This window comes from Bacillus sp. z33 (assembly GCF_058313615.1).
This window is the reverse complement of record NZ_JBZFQN010000001.1, coordinates 237,550-255,293: the sequence shown is the minus strand read 5'-3', so window position 1 is coordinate 255,293 and position 17,744 is coordinate 237,550. Positions and strand designations below refer to the sequence as shown.

General features: G+C 37.9%; 14 protein-coding genes and 1 pseudogene. 14 read left to right on the top strand and 1 reads right to left on the bottom strand.

From position 1 onward, the window contains the following. The first annotated feature begins 78 nt into the window (after window positions 1-78). The 13 genes and pseudogenes from AC4G3L_RS01250 to AC4G3L_RS01190 form a co-directional block, all read left to right on the top strand. On the top strand, window positions 79-1,488 hold the full coding sequence (locus AC4G3L_RS01250; protein ID WP_491075161.1) for an MFS transporter: 1,410 nt from the start codon (window positions 79-81) through the stop codon (window positions 1,486-1,488). A gap of 276 nt (window positions 1,489-1,764) precedes the next feature. Beyond that, a complete protein-coding gene (locus tag AC4G3L_RS01245; RefSeq protein ID WP_066103664.1) occupies window positions 1,765-2,625 on the top strand; it encodes an SDR family oxidoreductase in 861 nt (286 codons plus the stop codon). A gap of 87 nt (window positions 2,626-2,712) precedes the next feature. After that, window positions 2,713-3,357, top strand: coding sequence for a bifunctional 2-keto-4-hydroxyglutarate aldolase/2-keto-3-deoxy-6-phosphogluconate aldolase (locus AC4G3L_RS01240; protein WP_491075160.1), 645 nt, complete (start codon window positions 2,713-2,715; stop codon window positions 3,355-3,357). 33 nt (window positions 3,358-3,390) lie between these two features. Then, a complete protein-coding gene (uxaC, locus tag AC4G3L_RS01235; RefSeq protein WP_491075159.1) occupies window positions 3,391-4,809 on the top strand; it encodes a glucuronate isomerase in 1,419 nt (472 codons plus the stop codon). A gap of 20 nt (window positions 4,810-4,829) precedes the next feature. Then, complete coding sequence (gene uxuA, locus AC4G3L_RS01230; RefSeq protein ID WP_066103670.1) at window positions 4,830-5,876, top strand: mannonate dehydratase; 1,047 nt, start codon at window positions 4,830-4,832, stop codon at window positions 5,874-5,876. Between the two features lie 76 nt (window positions 5,877-5,952). Then, complete coding sequence (locus AC4G3L_RS01225; RefSeq protein ID WP_491075158.1) at window positions 5,953-6,795, top strand: HAD family hydrolase; 843 nt, start codon at window positions 5,953-5,955, stop codon at window positions 6,793-6,795. Between the two features lie 18 nt (window positions 6,796-6,813). Beyond that, complete coding sequence (locus AC4G3L_RS01220) at window positions 6,814-8,562, top strand: glycoside hydrolase family 3 protein (RefSeq protein WP_491075157.1); 1,749 nt, start codon at window positions 6,814-6,816, stop codon at window positions 8,560-8,562. A 273-nt stretch (window positions 8,563-8,835) separates the two neighbouring features. Then, the gene (locus AC4G3L_RS01215; RefSeq protein WP_491075156.1) at window positions 8,836-9,216 is read left to right on the top strand and encodes a Replication termination protein; all 381 of its coding nucleotides are present in this window, start codon (window positions 8,836-8,838) and stop codon (window positions 9,214-9,216) included. 215 nt (window positions 9,217-9,431) lie between these two features. Then, window positions 9,432-9,965, top strand: coding sequence for a hypothetical protein (locus tag AC4G3L_RS01210; protein WP_491075155.1), 534 nt, complete (start codon window positions 9,432-9,434; stop codon window positions 9,963-9,965). Between the two features lie 393 nt (window positions 9,966-10,358). Beyond that, window positions 10,359-10,820: a HutP family protein gene (locus AC4G3L_RS01205; RefSeq protein ID WP_491075154.1), complete on the top strand. Its 462-nt coding sequence runs from the start codon at window positions 10,359-10,361 to the stop codon at window positions 10,818-10,820. A gap of 580 nt (window positions 10,821-11,400) precedes the next feature. Continuing rightward, on the top strand, window positions 11,401-12,378 hold the full coding sequence (locus AC4G3L_RS01200) for an NAD(P)H-dependent flavin oxidoreductase (protein WP_491075153.1): 978 nt from the start codon (window positions 11,401-11,403) through the stop codon (window positions 12,376-12,378). 66 nt (window positions 12,379-12,444) lie between these two features. Next, window positions 12,445-13,599, top strand: a complete 1,155-nt coding sequence (locus tag AC4G3L_RS01195; RefSeq protein ID WP_491075152.1) for a thiolase family protein — start codon at window positions 12,445-12,447, stop codon at window positions 13,597-13,599. 227 nt (window positions 13,600-13,826) lie between these two features. Then, window positions 13,827-14,219, top strand: a pseudogene (locus tag AC4G3L_RS01190) (DinB family protein); the annotation flags it as partial. Between the two features lie 366 nt (window positions 14,220-14,585). Here the strand turns inward: AC4G3L_RS01190 and AC4G3L_RS01185 are convergent. Beyond that, window positions 14,586-15,482: a sulfurtransferase gene (locus tag AC4G3L_RS01185; protein WP_491075151.1), complete on the bottom strand. Its 897-nt coding sequence runs from the start codon at window positions 15,480-15,482 to the stop codon at window positions 14,586-14,588. A 585-nt stretch (window positions 15,483-16,067) separates the two neighbouring features. Between AC4G3L_RS01185 and AC4G3L_RS01180 the strand changes: the two genes are divergently transcribed. Continuing rightward, complete coding sequence (locus AC4G3L_RS01180) at window positions 16,068-17,228, top strand: MFS transporter (RefSeq protein ID WP_491076215.1); 1,161 nt, start codon at window positions 16,068-16,070, stop codon at window positions 17,226-17,228. Window positions 17,229-17,744 lie beyond the last annotated feature (516 nt).

Here is a 17,744-nt window from a genome sequence, read left to right as displayed (position 1 = left end):
TATCGAGTGTAAGTGTTTGAACCTGCTTAGCGGTATTTATTCGTCATTTATAAACATATTGTATTTGGAGGTATTTAAATGAGAGCAGAAGCTTTGAAAAAACAAGGCTCACCAAAAGAAAATCATACTCCTAATGTTCGTCCTTTCGGCATGCGGGACAAAATTGGTTACCTATTAGGTGACTTTGGAAACGATTTCTTTTTCTTATTGGTAAGTGCATACTTAATGGTATTCTATACCGATATTTTTGGCATCAATGCAGCGACGGTTGGTGCGCTCTTCATGGCTGCTCGTTTATGGGATGCAGTAGCTGACGTAACTTGGGGACGTTTTATCGACACTAGAAAACCAACTAAAAATGGAAAATTTAGACCGTGGGTTTTAAGAATGTCATTCCCACTAGTATTTTCTGGCGTATTAATGTTTATCACAGTTCCTGGTCAAAGTGATGGTTTCTATCTTGCTTGGGCGTTCGTAACCTATATCGTTTGGGGTACTTTGTACAGTACAGTTAATATTCCTTACGGATCTATGGCATCGGTTATGACAAATAACCCAATTGAACGTACTTCTTTATCTACTTACAGAACAGCTGGGATGATGCTTGCGAGCTTGATCATCAATGCAGTCGGACCAATGATTGTCTTTGTTGATAACAAAATCGACGCAAATCGTATGTTCATGGCTGCTTGTATTTTTGGTGTGTTGGCAATTTCTTGTTACATCGGTTGCTATAAATTAACAACTGAACGTATCGTTCCTGAAACGAATGATGCAGAAAAAATGGATCTTCGTAAAACTCTAAAAGCGATTGGTCAAAACAAACCACTTATTTGGATTTTAACTGCATCTTTATTATTCATGACAAACAGCATGCTCATGGGAGCAGTGAACGTTTACCTATTTAAAGATTATTTCACTAGCACTGCAGCACTAAGCCTTGTTGGTGTTATGACAACAGTTACTTCTTTCATTGCAATGCCAATGGTAAAACCATTAGTTGCCCGTTTCGGTAAAAAAGAAATTGCAGCTGTTGGTATGGGATTTGCGGCTATCATTTACTTCGTACTATTCATGCTGAAAGATATCAGTGCAACGACATTTGTATGGATTGCAGCACTTGGTATGTTTGGTACAGCATTCTTAAACGTTGTTATTTGGGCGTTTGTAACGGATGTTATCGATTATCATGAGTTCTTAACAGGTTTACGTGAAGATGCAACGATTTATTCCGTTTATTCCTTTGCTCGTAAAGTAGGTCAAGCCGTTGCTGGTGGACTTGGCGGTTTCTTGATCGCAGCAGTTGGTTACAATGCAGCACTTGAGACACAAACAGAAGGTACGTTAAATGGAATCCATGCACTTGGTACATTAGGACCAGCGTTGTTCTATGCAGTTATTTTCTTAATCCTAATGTTCTTGTATCCATTAAACAAGAAACGTACAGAGCAACTTGCAATTGATATTGCTGAAAGACGTAAAAAATAATCATTAAAAGATAGCTCCGAAACGGGGCTATCTTTTTTTGTGTAACAGTTATTTTGTCAAATAATAAATGAATGAAAAAGAAATACAGGGAATAATACATACTTTGCATTGGAAGGAGCATCATATGTAGTGAGCATTTAATGTATGAGTTATGTTCAAATTTAGAAAAATAAATTATTGATATAACTCTTCAAGTATGCTAGTATACAAGCATGCAATAACACGTATACATAGTGTTTATGGAATTTTAATGCAAATATATGGAGGTATGACGAAATGACTACTTTACCTTTTAAAGTTGATTTAACAGATAAAGTTGCTGTTGTTACAGGTGGCGCTGGAATCCTTTGCGGTGCTTTTGTTGATGCTTTGGCTGCATGTGGAGCGAAAGTTGCCATTCTTGACCGTGCTTTAGAAAATGCTGAAAAGAAAGCTGAAGAAGTTCGCCAAAAAGGCGGAATTGCTATCGGTGTTGAAGCAAACGTATTAGACAAAGAAAGCCTAAAAGCTGCACACGCAGTTGTAAAAGAAAAATTAGGTCTTTGCGATATCTTAATCAACGGTGCCGGTGGTAACCATCCTCTTGGAACTACTACTAAAGAATACTTATTCCCAGAAGATTTGAATGGTCAATTGAAAGATACAATCACTTTCTTCGATTTAGATCCAGAAGGAGTTCAATTCGTATTCAACTTGAATTTCTTAGGTACTCTTTTACCTTCTCAAGAATTTGCAAGTGATATGGTGAATCGTAAAGGTGCAACAATCATCAATGTATCTTCTATGAATGCATACACACCATTAACAAAAATCCCTGCATACAGCGGAGCTAAAGCAGCGGTAAGTAACTTTACACAATGGTTGGCTGTACATATGTCCAAAGTGGGAATCCGTGTTAATGCGATTGCACCTGGTTTCTTCGTTACAGCACAAAACGAAAAATTGTTAAAAAACGAAGATGGTTCTTACACAGAACGTTCTGAAAAAATCCTTCGCAATACGCCAATGGATCGTTTTGGGGAAGCGGAAGAGCTTGTTGGAACAATGTTATACCTTGCAAGCCATGAAGCATCCAGCTTTGTTAATGGCGTAATCATCCCTGTTGATGGTGCGTTCTCTGCATATTCTGGTGTTTAATTTGTTCTAAAAATAGCAAACAAATAGCGATTATAGTATCGCTATTTGTTTTGTTGATATCGACTCGTGAACTGGAGAGTGAATGATATGTTACCAAAATTTGAAGTATTAAATGAAATGCGAAAAGGCTACGTCGTAGCAGTTGTTCGCGGAAAAACAAAAGAAGAGGCTGTAGAAATTGCTAAACAAGCATATGCAGGCGGTATTCGTTCATTAGAAATCACGTTTACAACACCTGATGCAGCTGACGTCATTGCTGAACTTGCGAGCATGAATGATGACAACATGATTATTGGTGCTGGAACAGTATTAGATGAAGCTACAGCTCGTCTGGCTATTATGAAGGGTGCACGCTATATCGTAAGCCCGCACTTTGATAAAAACATTTCATTAATGTGTAATCGTTATTGTGTTCCTTACTTACCAGGTTGCGGATCTGTAACGGAAGTAATGGAGGCTGTTACATATGGTTCTGATGTTATTAAAATGTTCCCAGGAAGCCTTCTGGGTAAATCCTTCATTAAAGATGTACACGGACCACTTCCACATGTTCAAATGATGCCATCTGGCGGTGTTAGCAAGGATAACCTAGCTGACTGGATCGAAGTTGGAGCATTCGCGGTAGGTATCGGAAGTGCTTTAACGAAGAACGTTAAAGATGGTGATTACAGCTCTGTCCAAGCAGTGGCAAGAGAGTTTATGGATCATTTAGCAACTCTTCAAAATAAATAATCAAGACCTGCTACATAAAGGAGGGTAAAGTGGATGAGTTCATTTATACATGAAAACTTTATATTGCAAAATGAAACAGCTGTGAAGTTGTATCATGAATACGCTAAGAATATGCCGATTTATGATTATCACTGCCATTTATCCCCAAAGGATATTGCAGAGAATCGTAAATTTAAAAATATTACTGAACTATGGCTCGAAGGTGACCATTATAAATGGAGAGCAATGAGAGCACATGGTATTGCTGAAAAGTATATTACTGGTGATGCCGATCCGAAGGAGAAATTTGAGGCTTGGGCTAAAACGGTTCCATATACAGTTGGAAACGCTTTGTATCACTGGACTCATATTGAATTGAAAAACTACTTCGGTATTGAAGAATTATTAAACGAACATACATGGGAAAGCATTTGGAACCGTTGCAATGAATTGTTGCAGCAAGATGATTTTTCTGTTCGCGAACTCATCAAACGCTCAAATGTAAAAGTAATTGGCACGACAGATGATCCAACGGATGATCTTATGTATCATGTGCAAATTGCTGAATTGCCTGATTTCCCAGTGAAGGTTCTTCCTTCATTCCGACCTGATAAAGGATTGGAAATCAATAAAGCTACATTCGTTCCATTCGTGGAAACTCTTGAAAAGGTAGCTGACAAATCATTAGCCACTTATGCGGATTATATAGCGGCTCTATTAGACCGTGTTCAATATTTCCACGAAAAAGGCTGCAGAATTTCTGACCATGGTCTATCTGAGGTTCCATTCTCTGAATTCGATGAAAGCGAATTAGAAGGAATTTATCAATCTGGACGCAGCGGTAAAGCTGTAAGCCTAGAGGATGAAAATAAATTCAAGACAGCCATCTTGATTGCTCTTGCAAAGGCCTACACAGAAAGAGGCTGGGCAATGCAGCTTCACTTTGGAGCAATCCGCAATAACAACACAAAAATGTTCAAAAGATTAGGACCTGATGCAGGCTTTGACTCCATCAGTGATCAAGGCGAAGTAGCCGCACCATTAAATGCGCTGCTAAATGCGTTCGAAATCAGGGATGCTCTGCCTAGAACTATTGTCTATAATTTGAATCCTGTTTATAACGAACTGATTGGTACAACGATTCAAAACTTCCAAACAAACGAAGAAGGAATCGCAGGTAAAATCCAATTTGGTTCTGGTTGGTGGTTCAATGATACTAAACCAGGTATGATCCGCCAAATGACAGCTTTAGCTGATCAAGGATTATTAAGTCACTTTGTAGGGATGCTCACTGATTCACGTAGCTTCATCTCCTATAGCAGACATGAATACTTCCGCCGCATTCTATGTAACCTAATTGGTACTTGGGTTGAAGACGGAGAAATTCCAAATGATGATGCGCTACTTGAAAAACTAATTACGAACATCTGCTTTAATAACGCTAAGAACTATTTTAATATAGATCTTCAATAATTTTTAGGAGGAAACTTACTATGGAAATGTCATTCCGTTGGTATGGAAAAACGGATAGTATTCCTTTGGAGTACATCCGTCAAATTCCAGGTATGAAAGGAATTGTAACAGCTATTTATGATATCCCGGTTGGAGAAGCTTGGCCGATGGATAAAATCGAAGAATTAAAGAAAACTGTAGAAGATGCTGGTATGCACATCTCTGTTATCGAGAGTGTACCTGTACATGAAGATATCAAAATTGGTCTTCCAACTCGTGATAAATATATCGAAAACTACAAAACAACTTTACGTAACCTTGGTAAAGCTGGTATCCCAGTTGTGTGCTACAACTTCATGCCAATCTTTGACTGGACACGTACAGATTTAGAATACCGTCTTCCAGATGGTTCTACAGCTCTTATCTTCGAAGAAGAAGTAGCTAAGAAAATGGATCCATTAACAGGTGAACTTTCTTTACCAGGTTGGGATTCCAGCTATAAAAAAGAAGACCTGCAACAATTATTTGATCACTACAAAAATGTTGATCACGAAAAACTTTGGGAAAACCTTGAGTACTTCATTAAGGAAATCATCCCAGTTGCAGAAGAAGCTGGCGTAAAAATGGCAATCCACCCAGATGATCCTCCGTTTGATATCTTTGGATTACCACGTATCATCACAAACAAAGAAAACCTTGAAAGATTCGTTAACCTATATGACAGCCCATATAACGGTTTAACAATGTGCAGCGGTTCACTTGGTTCCCACCCAAATAACGATTTCCCTGAAATGCTTCGTTACTTTGGTAAGAAAGACCGCGTAAACTTTGTACATGCCCGCAACGTTAAATTAACAGGCGGAATGTCATTTGAAGAAAGTGCTCACCCATCTGAGTATGGTTCCGTTGATATGTATGAAGTAATTAAAGCAATGAAAGACTTCAACTATGAAGGACCAATCCGTCCTGACCATGGTCGTATGATCTGGGGCGAAACTGGTAAACCTGGTTACGGTTTATATGACCGTGCATTAGGTGCTACTTACCTAATTGGATTATGGGAAGCAGTAAATAAAAATAATCGCTAATGATTAAAATAAGTCGATGCGGATCTTGTCGTTAAGAATTCGTATCGGCTTATTCATATAGAAGGAGAGTACAGAAATGAAGGACAACATCAAAGAATTTGTTAAGACAAAAGACTTTTTAGTATGCGTCGATTCCGATGGTTGCGCAATGGACACAATGGGTGTAAAGCACGAAGAAGCGTTTGGACCTCGTGCAGTGGACGTTTGGAATCTTCATCATATTAAAGATCGCTTCCTTAAAGTATGGAATGATATCAATCTTTACACTAGAACAAGAGGAATCAACCGTTTTAAAGGGGTTGTCGCTACTTTTGAAGCATTAGAAAAAGAAGGCATCGAAATGCCAGATATCTCTTCCTTCAAAAAATGGGCAGAAACAACAAATGAACTATCCAATCCATCACTTGAAAGAGCAATTGCTGAAACAAATGATGAGCAATTAAAGAAAGCTTTAGAGTGGAGCCATGCCGTTAACCGTACAATTGAAGAAGAATTAGCGGGTAACGATAAGCCTGTTGAAGGCGCGAAAGCTGGACTGGAGGCTGCTAATAATGTAGCTGATGTAGCAATTGTTTCTTCAGCAAATGGTGCGGCTGTCCTTGATGAATGGACAAGACATGAACTAAACGTACATGTTGATGTCATGCTTGGTCAAGAAGCTGGTACAAAAGCGTACTGCATTGAGCAATTGAAAAAATTCGGTTATGACAATACTCATGTATTGATGATTGGGGATGCTCCGGGAGATTTATCTGCTGCAGAAGCGAATGGTGTTCTTTATTACCCAATCCTCGTTGGAAAAGAGAAGTTCTCTTGGGATCGCTTCAGAGAAGAAGCTTTAGCGAAATTCTTAGACGGCAGCTTCGCAGGCGAATACCAACAACAATTAATCAAGGAATTTAATGATAACTTGAAATAAGATTTGGAGGAACTACGGATGATCCAAAAAATTGCTAAAAACATTCCAATGCCTAAAGTTGATTTAAAAGCAAAGCCTTATAATCTTTCTGATGAAGATATCAAATGGGTAAAAGATACAATTGCTGGAATGACTGTTGAAGAGAAAATCGGACAATTGTTTATTAACTTGTTCTTCTTTGGTAATGATGAATTCAGCGGAAATGCGTTTACCAATAAAGAACTTCTTGAAAAATACCATATTGGCGGAGCTCGTTACATGGGTGCTAATTCCGACAAAGTTCAAGCACTTATTAACGAACTTCAAAAGGATACAAAAATTCCTTTATTAGTGGCAGCAAACTGTGATGCAGGCGGTAATGGTGCGGTGAACGACGGTACATATGTGGCTTCAGCTGCTATGTGTGAAGCTTCCGGTGATGAACAAGTATCATTCGACGCTGGATATGTAAGCGGACGTGAAGCTCATGCGGTTGGTGTGAACTGGAACTTTGACCCATGTGTGGATATTTTAGAAAACTGGAGAAACACAATCGTTAATACACGTGCTTACGGTACAAAAGCTGAAACGGTTATTAAGCACACAAATTCATACATTAAAGGGCTAACAGAAAGCAATGTAGGTGTTGCTATTAAGCACTGGCCTGGTGATGGAACAGAAGAACGTGACCAGCACTTAGTTATGGGCGTAAATGAATTATCTGTAGACGAATGGGAAAAATCCTTCGGTGAAGTATACCGTAACCATATTGAAAACGGTGTTCACTCTATTATGGCTGGTCATATTGCTTTACCAGAATATCAAAAAGCATTGGTACCTGAGCTAGAAGACCGCGACATTTTGCCTGCTACGTTGGCTCCTGAGTTAATCAATGGTCTTCTAAAAGGTAAATTAGGCTTTAACGGTTTAGTGCTAACTGATGCAACTCATATGCTGGGAATGACAGCAGCGATGAGACGTGAAGAGTATGTACCACAATCCATTGCAGCAGGCTGTGATATGTTCTTGTTCTTCAACGATATCGATGAAGACTATAACTTCATGTTAAATGGCTACAAAAATGGCATCATTACAGAAGAACGTCTTCAAGATGCGTTAGAAAGAATCTTAGGCTTCAAAGCGACACTTGGCTTGCACAAAGCGAAAGAAGATGGTTCCATCTTCCGTACAGAAGAAGATTTAAAAGTCATTGGCTGTGACGATCATATCGAGCGTGCTAAACAAGCTGCAGACAAAGGGATTACGCTTGTTAAAAACACGTTAGATCAGCTTCCAATTCGCCCAGAAACACATAAACGCATTCGCCTGTATTTCTTAGAAGGAGAAAAAGGTGGCATTTATAAAGCTGATGACAAAACGCTTAATTACATTGTGAGTGAGCTAGAAAGCAGAGGCTTTGAAGTAACGGTGAACGATGGTACCACTCGTGTTAAAGGCCCTACATTAAAATATCGTGAAGAAGTAGACGCAGCACTTGTTTTCGCCAATGTCATCGGTTATGGTGCAGAAAACAATTACCGTATCAAATGGAAGACGGCTATGTCTAACGAAGTTCCTTGGTATGTACATGAAGTACCAACTGTGTTCGTATCATTGAACTATACAACGCATTTAACAGATGTACCAATGGTAAAATGCTATATTAACGCTTACAAAGATACTGAAATTACCATCAAAGCTGTGATTGACAAAATCATGGGTGAATCTGAGTTCCACGGCACACCAAATGAGCTTGTTTGGTGCAATAAATGGGATACAAGACTTTAAAAGTTCCTTGTACAAGGAAAAAAGCGCGAATCTTTGCTGATTCGCGCTTTTTATTGTCTTCATACCAATAAAATTGTAAAATCACCCAATTCGAACCAAAATCACTAAATTAAGTTCAAACCTCTTTATAAGAATTATAAAAACTATGTTCCAAATCTTCATTGTTTATCTCAAAAATCCACGTCACCAAGAAAAGTCATAAAACCATCAAGAAATGAGAAAATCTGTTACTATAGAAGTAATAAAAGATGTTTGACGTAAGAGGTGATTGGGATGAACAGAGGATTTTTATTAAAACAAAAAGCGTTTTTAAAGCTTTATCTTTTAGAAATTGCTTCTCATCCGAGGGACTATGGTTCAATGGTGTTAAATGATTTAAGAGAGAAATTTAAACCATTCGGTTATTCACCAACCCATACGGAAATATATAAAACCTATAAAGAACTGTATAAAGCTGGGTTCTTAAAAAAGAGAACGGAAATATTAGGTGATCCGGAAGCGAATGTCCAGGAAGTCTTTATTTATTATTTAACGGATAAAGGGAAAGAAGAATTAGAAATTTACCGGAAGTTAATGAAAATAGAATTGGAACGTTCCATCGGAATATTGCAGGTTGCATTAGAAGATCATTTTGGTCCTGTAAAAAAAATATAGCAGAGAAAAACAATAAATAGAGCTTACTTATGACAGACTGATTTGTATAGCGAATTAGTCTGTTTTTGCGTACTCAGCATAAACTTTCTATATTCGAAACGGAATGAAGAGATGGTTATAAAGTTAGTAAGTTCACTTTTCATTCTAGGAGGATTTCTAAAAGGGAAATGGAATTATGTTGAATGGATGAAAGATTGCCGATTGGAGAGGCTTAAATGAAGAAAAATACTGTATTGGTTTTAATATGGATTTTATTTCTACTATCTGCATGTATGAATGATAACAATATAGTGAAGGATAGCCCAATATATGAAGGTGAAAAATTAACAATAGGTGTTGTCGGTAAGATTCCAGAAGTCCGCGAGGATCACATTCATTTTAAAAAGATTGAACTAAAAGATTTAAATCAAAGTAGTCTATCTTCCAAATATGATGCCATTTTTATTATGAAGCAGCATACAACTGAAGCAGCAGAAGTAACTTATCAAAAATTATACCAAAACGCTGTTGTCCCTTTCTTCTTTATTGAATCCCCAGATACATATATGAATGATACGGATCCTGAAAGATTTCCAAACCCACAACCAGGATATTATGCAGCAGGATATTACCGTTCTGGCGAGGAGGAGTTACAGTGGGATTATGGTCTTTATAATGATAAGGTCAACGAAGCCAATATATTGGATGTTTTCTCAAGAATTTTTAACACAGTTGAAACGATGGAAAATGAAAGTAAACGCATAAGATAATAGCTTGGGTTATTAAGTTATTTTTTTAAATTTAGATACTCCTTAGAGGCTAAGCATTTTATATGCTCACCCCATTTCATACTACAGATCATTCACCCTCAAAAATAAGATGATAAACATACCTGCAACTAATTTTTTAATCATAAATGTGTAAATATTGAAATAAATATTGGTTAGAATAAGTTCATCGCATATGAAACCACTAAGTATTAAGAGTGATCAGTAATTAGAGGGTTATTTTAGTGGATTTAGTTTATTAGTCAACCATTTAGCATGGTTCAGATTTTTTTGTTTTTTATCTAAAATTTTATAAACGAATAAATAGTATAAGGTGAGGATAAACTGTTATTTAGAATTTCTAGCTCTTTTTAATGAAGTAAAGGGGTGCTAACAATGATCATTCAGGAGCATGATTTTACAGTAGGCAAATTAACTTCATTACTGGTCCTCTTACATAATAATGAAGCCGGTGAAATAATAAAAAATCAACTAGATAAGGAGAATTACCGGTATACAGTAGGTAGTATAGGTTCTATCGACTTAAATAAAGTTATTTCTGTCATTGAAATAAGTGCAAAAACAAACGGAATTATAAATTCTAAATCATACAATGAACGAAATACGTTATATCATACCATTTTAGAGGCCGTAAAAGGGGTAGGCAAAGGAACCATTCAAGTAGGTGATTTCCTTGAAAAAGTCGACTTGACCTATAGCGTAGTAAGAGGAAAAAATAGAAATAAAAAAATAAGTACAGTCAATGATTGGATTGGTGTTTGCATTTATGGACGTGCAGGTTCACTGGAAAAAGGGATTGAACAAGAAACATTAGGACTAGGTTTTAATCATTTATAATCTATTGCTAACTGCAACGGTTTAGTTCATATAGAAGACTTCATCAGGAAGATTTTCTCCTAATGGAGTCTTCTTTTTATTCTCTATGATTAACATGAATGGACAATTAACCAGAAAACCATAAGCAATTTCTGGTCAATTTAAAGGAAATATCTAACTTGATGTTGAAAAAGTACTGTAAGAAGAGATTTTTTTAGCTCTAAAATCTTATTGTAAGAATTACAGGTTTAGCTGATTGGAGAGAAGGGGATTTTAATGCGTTAGTTTGAAAGAGAGTTTATCTCGTTCAGGAATTGGATAGGGGGGCGTTTTATGCAAAATGCATTTGAATAAAGGCCAACTTATTCCAATGAAATATTTAATATAATTACGGATATAGGTGTTAAAGAAGATTCTTTAATTGCAGATATTGATGAATTGCCAGTATACAGATTCTATTAAAGCTCTACATAGTCTTTTCTCTCGATATATCAAATAAACGACAAGATGATACTCTTTCACTACAAAACAGAGATATGAATTTGTAAATTCGGAATATGATAGTTTATTGTGGCTTTAAAATAGGGAAGGTGGAGAAAGAATGAGAGAAAGCAGAGTAAAAAAATTAGCGAAGCAAACTGTTTTACCGATTATTGTTTCACCAATGTTTATTATTTCTACTCCAGAAATGGTACTGGCAAGTTGTAAAGCTGGGGTAATAGGTACATTCCCAACTTTAAATGCCCGAACTGAGGAACAATTGGAGGAATGGTTTCAAGAAATAAAGGATAGACATGCACAAATGCAGAAAGAAAATTCAGACAAAACCATTGCACCTTGGGGTGTTAACTTAATCGTCCACTCTACTAATCATCGTTATGAAAGTGATTTAGCGTTAATTAAGAAATATCAACCTCCTATAGTAATTACGTCGCTTGGAAAACCGGTAAATGAAGTTAAGATTGTTCATGAATATGAAGGGCTCGTATTTTCTGATGTAATAAGCATTAAACATGCGAAAAAAGCAGCAGAGGCTGGAGTAGATGGATTAATCCTTGTTTGCAACGGTGCAGGAGGTCATGGAGGGACATTGAATCCATTTGCCTTTATAGCTGAAGTACGACAATTTTGGGCTGGAATGATTATTTTGGCGGGAAGTATTTCTAATGGACAAGAAATTGCTGCTGCACAAGCGCTTGGGGCAGATTTTGTTTATATGGGAACGCGATTTATCGCATCATTGGAAGCGGTTACTAAAGAAGGATATAAAGAAATGTTAATTGAATCGAATGCTAACGATATTATTTATACGGATACCTTTAGTGGTGTGAATGCCAATTATCTTACCCCAAGTATCAAAAGAGCTGGACTGGACCCTGCAAACCTACCGGTAAAAAGCGAAATGAATGTGGCTCTAAAACAAAATGAAGCAAAAGCCTGGAAAGATATTTGGTCCGCTGGTCAAGGTGTAGGGTCCATTAAGAATATTCAACCAATAGAATCTATTGTTAAAAGCTTGCAAGAAGAATATAAGGAAGCCATCTACACATTATCTTCTGTTCAAGTATCAAGGGTATAACATGAAATCACTAATAATCAATGCTGGAAATTTATTTCAAAGAGGAATTCAAAGGGGGAAATTTTAGTGAGAGAAGCAGTTATAGTGGAAGCGGTAAGAACGCCGGTAGGGAAAAGAAATGGAGTATTCAGCTCCGTTCGGCCCGATGATTTACTTGCTGGAGTTTTACGTAAACTTGTTGAGAAATCCGGGATTTCAAGTGGTTTGGTGGAAGATGTTATTATCGGCTGTGTATCTCAGGTTGAAGAACAATCCATTAACATTGCTCGGTCAGCTGTACTGATGGCCGATTTTCCCATTCATGTACCGGCCACAACAATTGATCGTCAATGCGGTTCAAGTCAACAGGCAGTTCATTTTGCTGCACAGGCTATTTTAAGCGGGGATATGGATATTGTAATTGCAGGTGGAGTTGAAAGTATGACACGCGTGCCAATGGGTTCAAATAGGTTACATGCTAAACCAAGTGAAGAACTATCTTCACGTTATGAACTAATTAACCAGGGATTATCTGCAGAGAGAATAGCGGAAAAATGGGGATTCTGCCGAAGTCAATTGGATGAGTTCTCTATGAAAAGTCATCAAAGGGCTGTAAGAGCACAGGATGAAGGTCGTTTTGAACGAGAAATTATGCCAGTAGAAGTAGCGAATGATGATGGGACTAGAACTGTGATTACCCAGGATGAAGGTCCTCGACGGGAATCCTCCTTGGAGAAACTAGCAACATTGCCAACCGTGTTTAAAGAAAACGGAGTCATTCATGCTGGTAACGCCAGCCAAATGAGTGATGGTGCTGCAGTTATGCTAATAATGTCAAAAGAAAAAGCGCTCGAATTAGGATTAAAGCCGCGCTTTAAAATTATTTCTCGAACAGTAGTTGGCTCTGATCCTACCTTAATGCTGACAGGTCCGATTGAAGCATCACGTATGGTATTAAAAAAAGCAGGACTGAGCATTGAAGAAATGGACTTATACGAAGTGAATGAAGCATTTGCGCCTGTTCCTTTATGCTGGATGGAGGAACTCGGGGCTGACCCGGAAAAATTAAATGTTAATGGAGGAGCTATTGCTCTTGGTCATCCATTAGGGGCGAGTGGTGCTCGCGTCATGATTACATTAATGCATGAACTGGAACGGATAGAGGGTCAGTATGGTTTACAGGCTATTTGTGAAGGAGCGGGAATGGCGAACGCTACGATTATTGAAAGAATCATAGAATAATACCTCATATTGAATAGGTAGAAATGGCTTGGACGAGAATTATGCCTTTCTACTTATTTATCAGGTAAAATTTTATTACCGTGATGAACAAAGGTTCCCTAAACAGAGAGGAGATTGGTAGTATGCAAGTTGTAACCAAAATGTTATTGGAACAACTCGACATGCATTGCCATGAAAATGAATGGTTTGCTTCCATGAATCAGGCACTTTAAGGAGTCACCGCATCTGAGGCGGCATGGACAAGTTCGGGAATCAGCAATTCGATATGGCAGATTGTCAACCACTTGATATTTTGGAATGAAGATGTGATCCATCGAATTAAGGGAACAGAGAATCCGCATAAGGCAGAAAACAATGAAGAAACCTTTGGAAATCCTGGGGACCCTGCAGACGAAATTGGGTGGGCCCAGACAGTGCAAAGCCTTAATGAAGTCATGGATAAATTAAAAACGGTCATTGCGGACCTTGACGATGAAAAGTTAAAAGCTCCTTATGCAGATAACAGGTCCTCTATTGAACGCTTACTCAGCAATATCATGATGCACGATACGTATCATCTCGGCCAAATTGTATTGTTGCGTAAGTTGCAATCCTCTTGGGGTGGCGTTGATTGGTCCTAAAACACCCTAATTCAACGAGCTTCCTCACCCAGCCGTAGAAGCAGTATTGACGGAAACCCTTTTCATTCTCTATGGCGAAGCGGGTGATTTTCCTACTTTATGGATGGTAAACAGGTGTGTTAGTCATATATCAGAACGTATTTGCAGATTGATCTAACGCATAGTCATTGTTCAACCGTCGGCAGCTTTTCTTAAATAAAAAGGCGTTTTTTTGCATGTACAACATAGTTACGGATTGAGTTTAATGAGTGTGAAGTCCTCTACTTAAACTGTCGAGGGCTTTAGATGTACAAAATAGACAGCAAAAAAGCTGTCTATTTTGCTTTCATTAGCAACAATCTTTAAGAAAACAGCCTTTGTAATCGATCATTTACTCCCTGTAACTAAAGGTAAATCAGGTTTAGATGCCCATTCGTTCATAGAACCGTCATACACGGCAACATTTTGCACACCTAGTTTTTCAAGTATCAAAGCATTCCAAGTAGCTGCTATTCCGCCACCGCAATAGGTAATCACTTTTTTGTCGGGATCAAAGACACCTGTATTCGCAAAGTTTTCCCTCAATTCTTCATCTGTAAGAATATTTTTAGATACAGAATCAGTATGGCAGCCAAAGAATACATTAGCACTGCCTGGTATATGGCCTTTTCTCGGATAGCTATTGGTTTCACCGCGAAAATCTTCAGGAGACAGACTATTGATTAGTATAAAAGAATCATCATTCACTGATTTCAAAACCTCTTCCATCGTTACCAATAAATCCTCTCTTCTGCTGCCTATGAACGAGGCTCTAGGGTAGAATGCCTTTTCAGTTGATGTCGGTCGATCTTCTTCAATCCATTTGGGTAACCCACCATCTAAAATTGCAATATTATCCAAACCTTCATATTTCAGCTGCCATCTTAATCGAGAAGCCCAGTACGGAGCAAAGAATGGTGCTCCAACAACCGCCCCACGGTCATAAATTACGGTGTATGTATCCTCATTGCCAATACCCAATTCTGAAACCTTCTCGATAAAATAATCTCTATCAGGAACAGTGAACGGTAAATCAGAAGCCGAATCTGACAGTTCATTTATTAAATCTGCATAAACAGCCCCAGGTATATGTCTATGTTCATATGATTCCTTACCGGATGAAAGGGTGATACTGCCATCATCTAGCGGTTTCATCAGTGTTGTAGCGTCTATTAATCTCAATTTAGGATCATCCAGTCGATTTGATAGCCATTCGGTAGAAACAATAATCGGGATTGTTTGCATGCGTATATCCTCCTATATAAGTTATTTCGTTAAATATACAATAATTTCTATGTAAATACTATGAATTAGCTTTTATCAACATCAGTGACAATTTTATTTAGGTCGTATTTGTAGTTTATTTTTTTGGAAAGAAATTTATCCAGTATATTTAAAGTACCCTAAACTTTTGGATAGCTTAAATTGTGCTGCGAGTATAATGGGGATTACTGGTAAAGGATTTATTTATATGAGATCTTCAGGTTATACATATTGAAAAATAATTTTTGCATCAATTCTCTTTTTAAAACAATGGTAGTGCAATTTAATTTTATACTTAGAATTTCTTTTTCTAATGCAGATAAGAGCAATTAGTCAATGCAACATTTTTTACAGAAAAAATCATCATTAAGAAAATATCCAACAATTATCTTCTCGTATTATGAAGGTATCCCTCTCCGCTGATACCCATCAATTGCCAGAATGGTATACAGGAAGATAGAATGGTCGTATGGCCGTTGTTATTGAAGTTTATGCAGCCAGCCAGCGTACGATGTAAATTGTCAAGGGGGAGGAACGTAGCTTAACGTGAAAATCTTAAATAAAAAAATGCTGATCCTAATGGTCAATATGTTCATTGCCATTGGCAGCTTCGGGATTGTGATTCCGATTTTACCGGATTATTTGGCTTCAATCGGGGAGGGCGGTACCGCGGCAGGACTGTTGATTGCCGTATTCGCGGGCGCCCAGCTCGTTATGTCTCCCATTGCAGGACGATGGGCAGACCAATATGGAAGGCGAAAGATGATTATATATGGCCTAATTGGCCTTTCACTTTCAGCACTCGTATTTTATTTGTCCAATTCTATTTGGATTCTTTATTTATCTAGACTGCTAGGCGGAGCTGGAGCAGCATTGTTGGTACCGGCCATATTTGCCTATGTGGCGGATATTACAACCTTTGAGCAAAGGGCAAAGGGGAACAGCCTCATTTCCGCGGCTATGTCCCTTGGAATCGTGGTCGGACCCGGGATTGGGGGATACTTAGCTGAGATTGATTTGAAGCTGCCGCTTTTGGTATCGGCAATTGTCGCTTTTGCGGCGGTTTGTTTTTCAGTTCTAGTGTTAAAAGAAAGCAGGCCAGAAGTGGATAGGGAAGGGGCACAAATGGAAGGAGAGCCTTTCCTTAGTAGTCTCATGAATTCCGTGAAAAAGCCGTATTTCATCGTCTTGCTTATTACGCTCATCATGAGCCTTGGCCTGATGGCTTATGAGTCTGTACTTGGTTTGTTCGTCAACGATCAGTTTGGAGCAAGCCCGCAGGATATTGCCAATATGATTACCGCAACGGGAATTGTCAGTGTAATCGCCCAGTTATTTATTGTTGATAAAATCGTCGATAAATATGGTGAGAGCTCTGTATTAATCTTTTTCATCTTATTGACGGCAATGGGCTATTTATTATCGATTTTCGCTGGAAGCTATGTCGCTTTCTTTGGCATTACATTGATTATTTTCTTAGGAACAAGTATCTTGAGACCAGTCTTGAACACACTGATTTCGAAAATGGCGGGGGAGGAACAAGGATTTGCGATGGGGATGAATAATGCATATATGAGCATCGGGAACGTGCTAGGGCCAACCGTAGCAGGCTCTTTGTATGATATTAACATCATCTATCCATTTGTCATGGGCTTCGCTATCCTTCTTATTACGGTATTGCTCGCATATGGATGGAAAAGGAAAGGCAAGTTGACGATGGCTGGATAATGATAGAAATAGATTATAAAACCAAGATTTGTTATGAAGGGAGAGGAATCTGTTCTTTATGCAGTCTTGTTTTTTTTGAGGTTGCTGATAAGTCAAAGAGCCGATGCTATTAATTGAAATAAGATTAAAGAACAAAAAAAGGGGTGATTCGTGAAATTACTTCCTTTTTATTTCATGTTGTTTTCGGTTCAATGTTACAAGTTTTGGTCTTATTTCTGCCATCTCATTCTTTATTGTTGACCGTTTTGCATTATTAATTGTAGTACTAGCTTTTATATATCTGATTAATCGGTAGCTAAAATAAGCTAACAATACTATATGGCTAATAGATTCTAAAGATTTGCTAGCAGCTTATCTTTGATAAAAGTAAGGGAACTGCGATCTGTACTGAACCCCAGTTAGTGTCCAATCTAACTTCCAGGGTTCGCATCAGATTGCAGTTTCTTTTGTTATGGTCTATTGGTTAGCTGAGTCTTTATTATTTGCCTTTGTTAAATTTATATGTTGATATTTAAC

Coding starts and splice junctions, on each gene's coding strand:
- AC4G3L_RS01210 (WP_491075155.1), top strand. CDS start 9,432: ATGAAGAAAAATACTGTATTGGTTTTAATATGGATTTTATTTCTACTA.
- AC4G3L_RS01185 (WP_491075151.1), bottom strand. CDS start 15,482: ATGCAAACAATCCCGATTATTGTTTCTACCGAATGGCTATCAAATCGA.
- AC4G3L_RS01180 (WP_491076215.1), top strand. CDS start 16,068: ATGCTGATCCTAATGGTCAATATGTTCATTGCCATTGGCAGCTTCGGG.
- AC4G3L_RS01205 (WP_491075154.1), top strand. CDS start 10,359: ATGATCATTCAGGAGCATGATTTTACAGTAGGCAAATTAACTTCATTA.
- AC4G3L_RS01245 (WP_066103664.1), top strand. CDS start 1,765: ATGACTACTTTACCTTTTAAAGTTGATTTAACAGATAAAGTTGCTGTT.
- uxaC (WP_491075159.1), top strand. CDS start 3,391: ATGAGTTCATTTATACATGAAAACTTTATATTGCAAAATGAAACAGCT.
- AC4G3L_RS01215 (WP_491075156.1), top strand. CDS start 8,836: ATGAACAGAGGATTTTTATTAAAACAAAAAGCGTTTTTAAAGCTTTAT.
- uxuA (WP_066103670.1), top strand. CDS start 4,830: ATGGAAATGTCATTCCGTTGGTATGGAAAAACGGATAGTATTCCTTTG.
- AC4G3L_RS01200 (WP_491075153.1), top strand. CDS start 11,401: ATGAGAGAAAGCAGAGTAAAAAAATTAGCGAAGCAAACTGTTTTACCG.
- AC4G3L_RS01240 (WP_491075160.1), top strand. CDS start 2,713: ATGTTACCAAAATTTGAAGTATTAAATGAAATGCGAAAAGGCTACGTC.
- AC4G3L_RS01250 (WP_491075161.1), top strand. CDS start 79: ATGAGAGCAGAAGCTTTGAAAAAACAAGGCTCACCAAAAGAAAATCAT.
- AC4G3L_RS01225 (WP_491075158.1), top strand. CDS start 5,953: ATGAAGGACAACATCAAAGAATTTGTTAAGACAAAAGACTTTTTAGTA.
- AC4G3L_RS01220 (WP_491075157.1), top strand. CDS start 6,814: ATGATCCAAAAAATTGCTAAAAACATTCCAATGCCTAAAGTTGATTTA.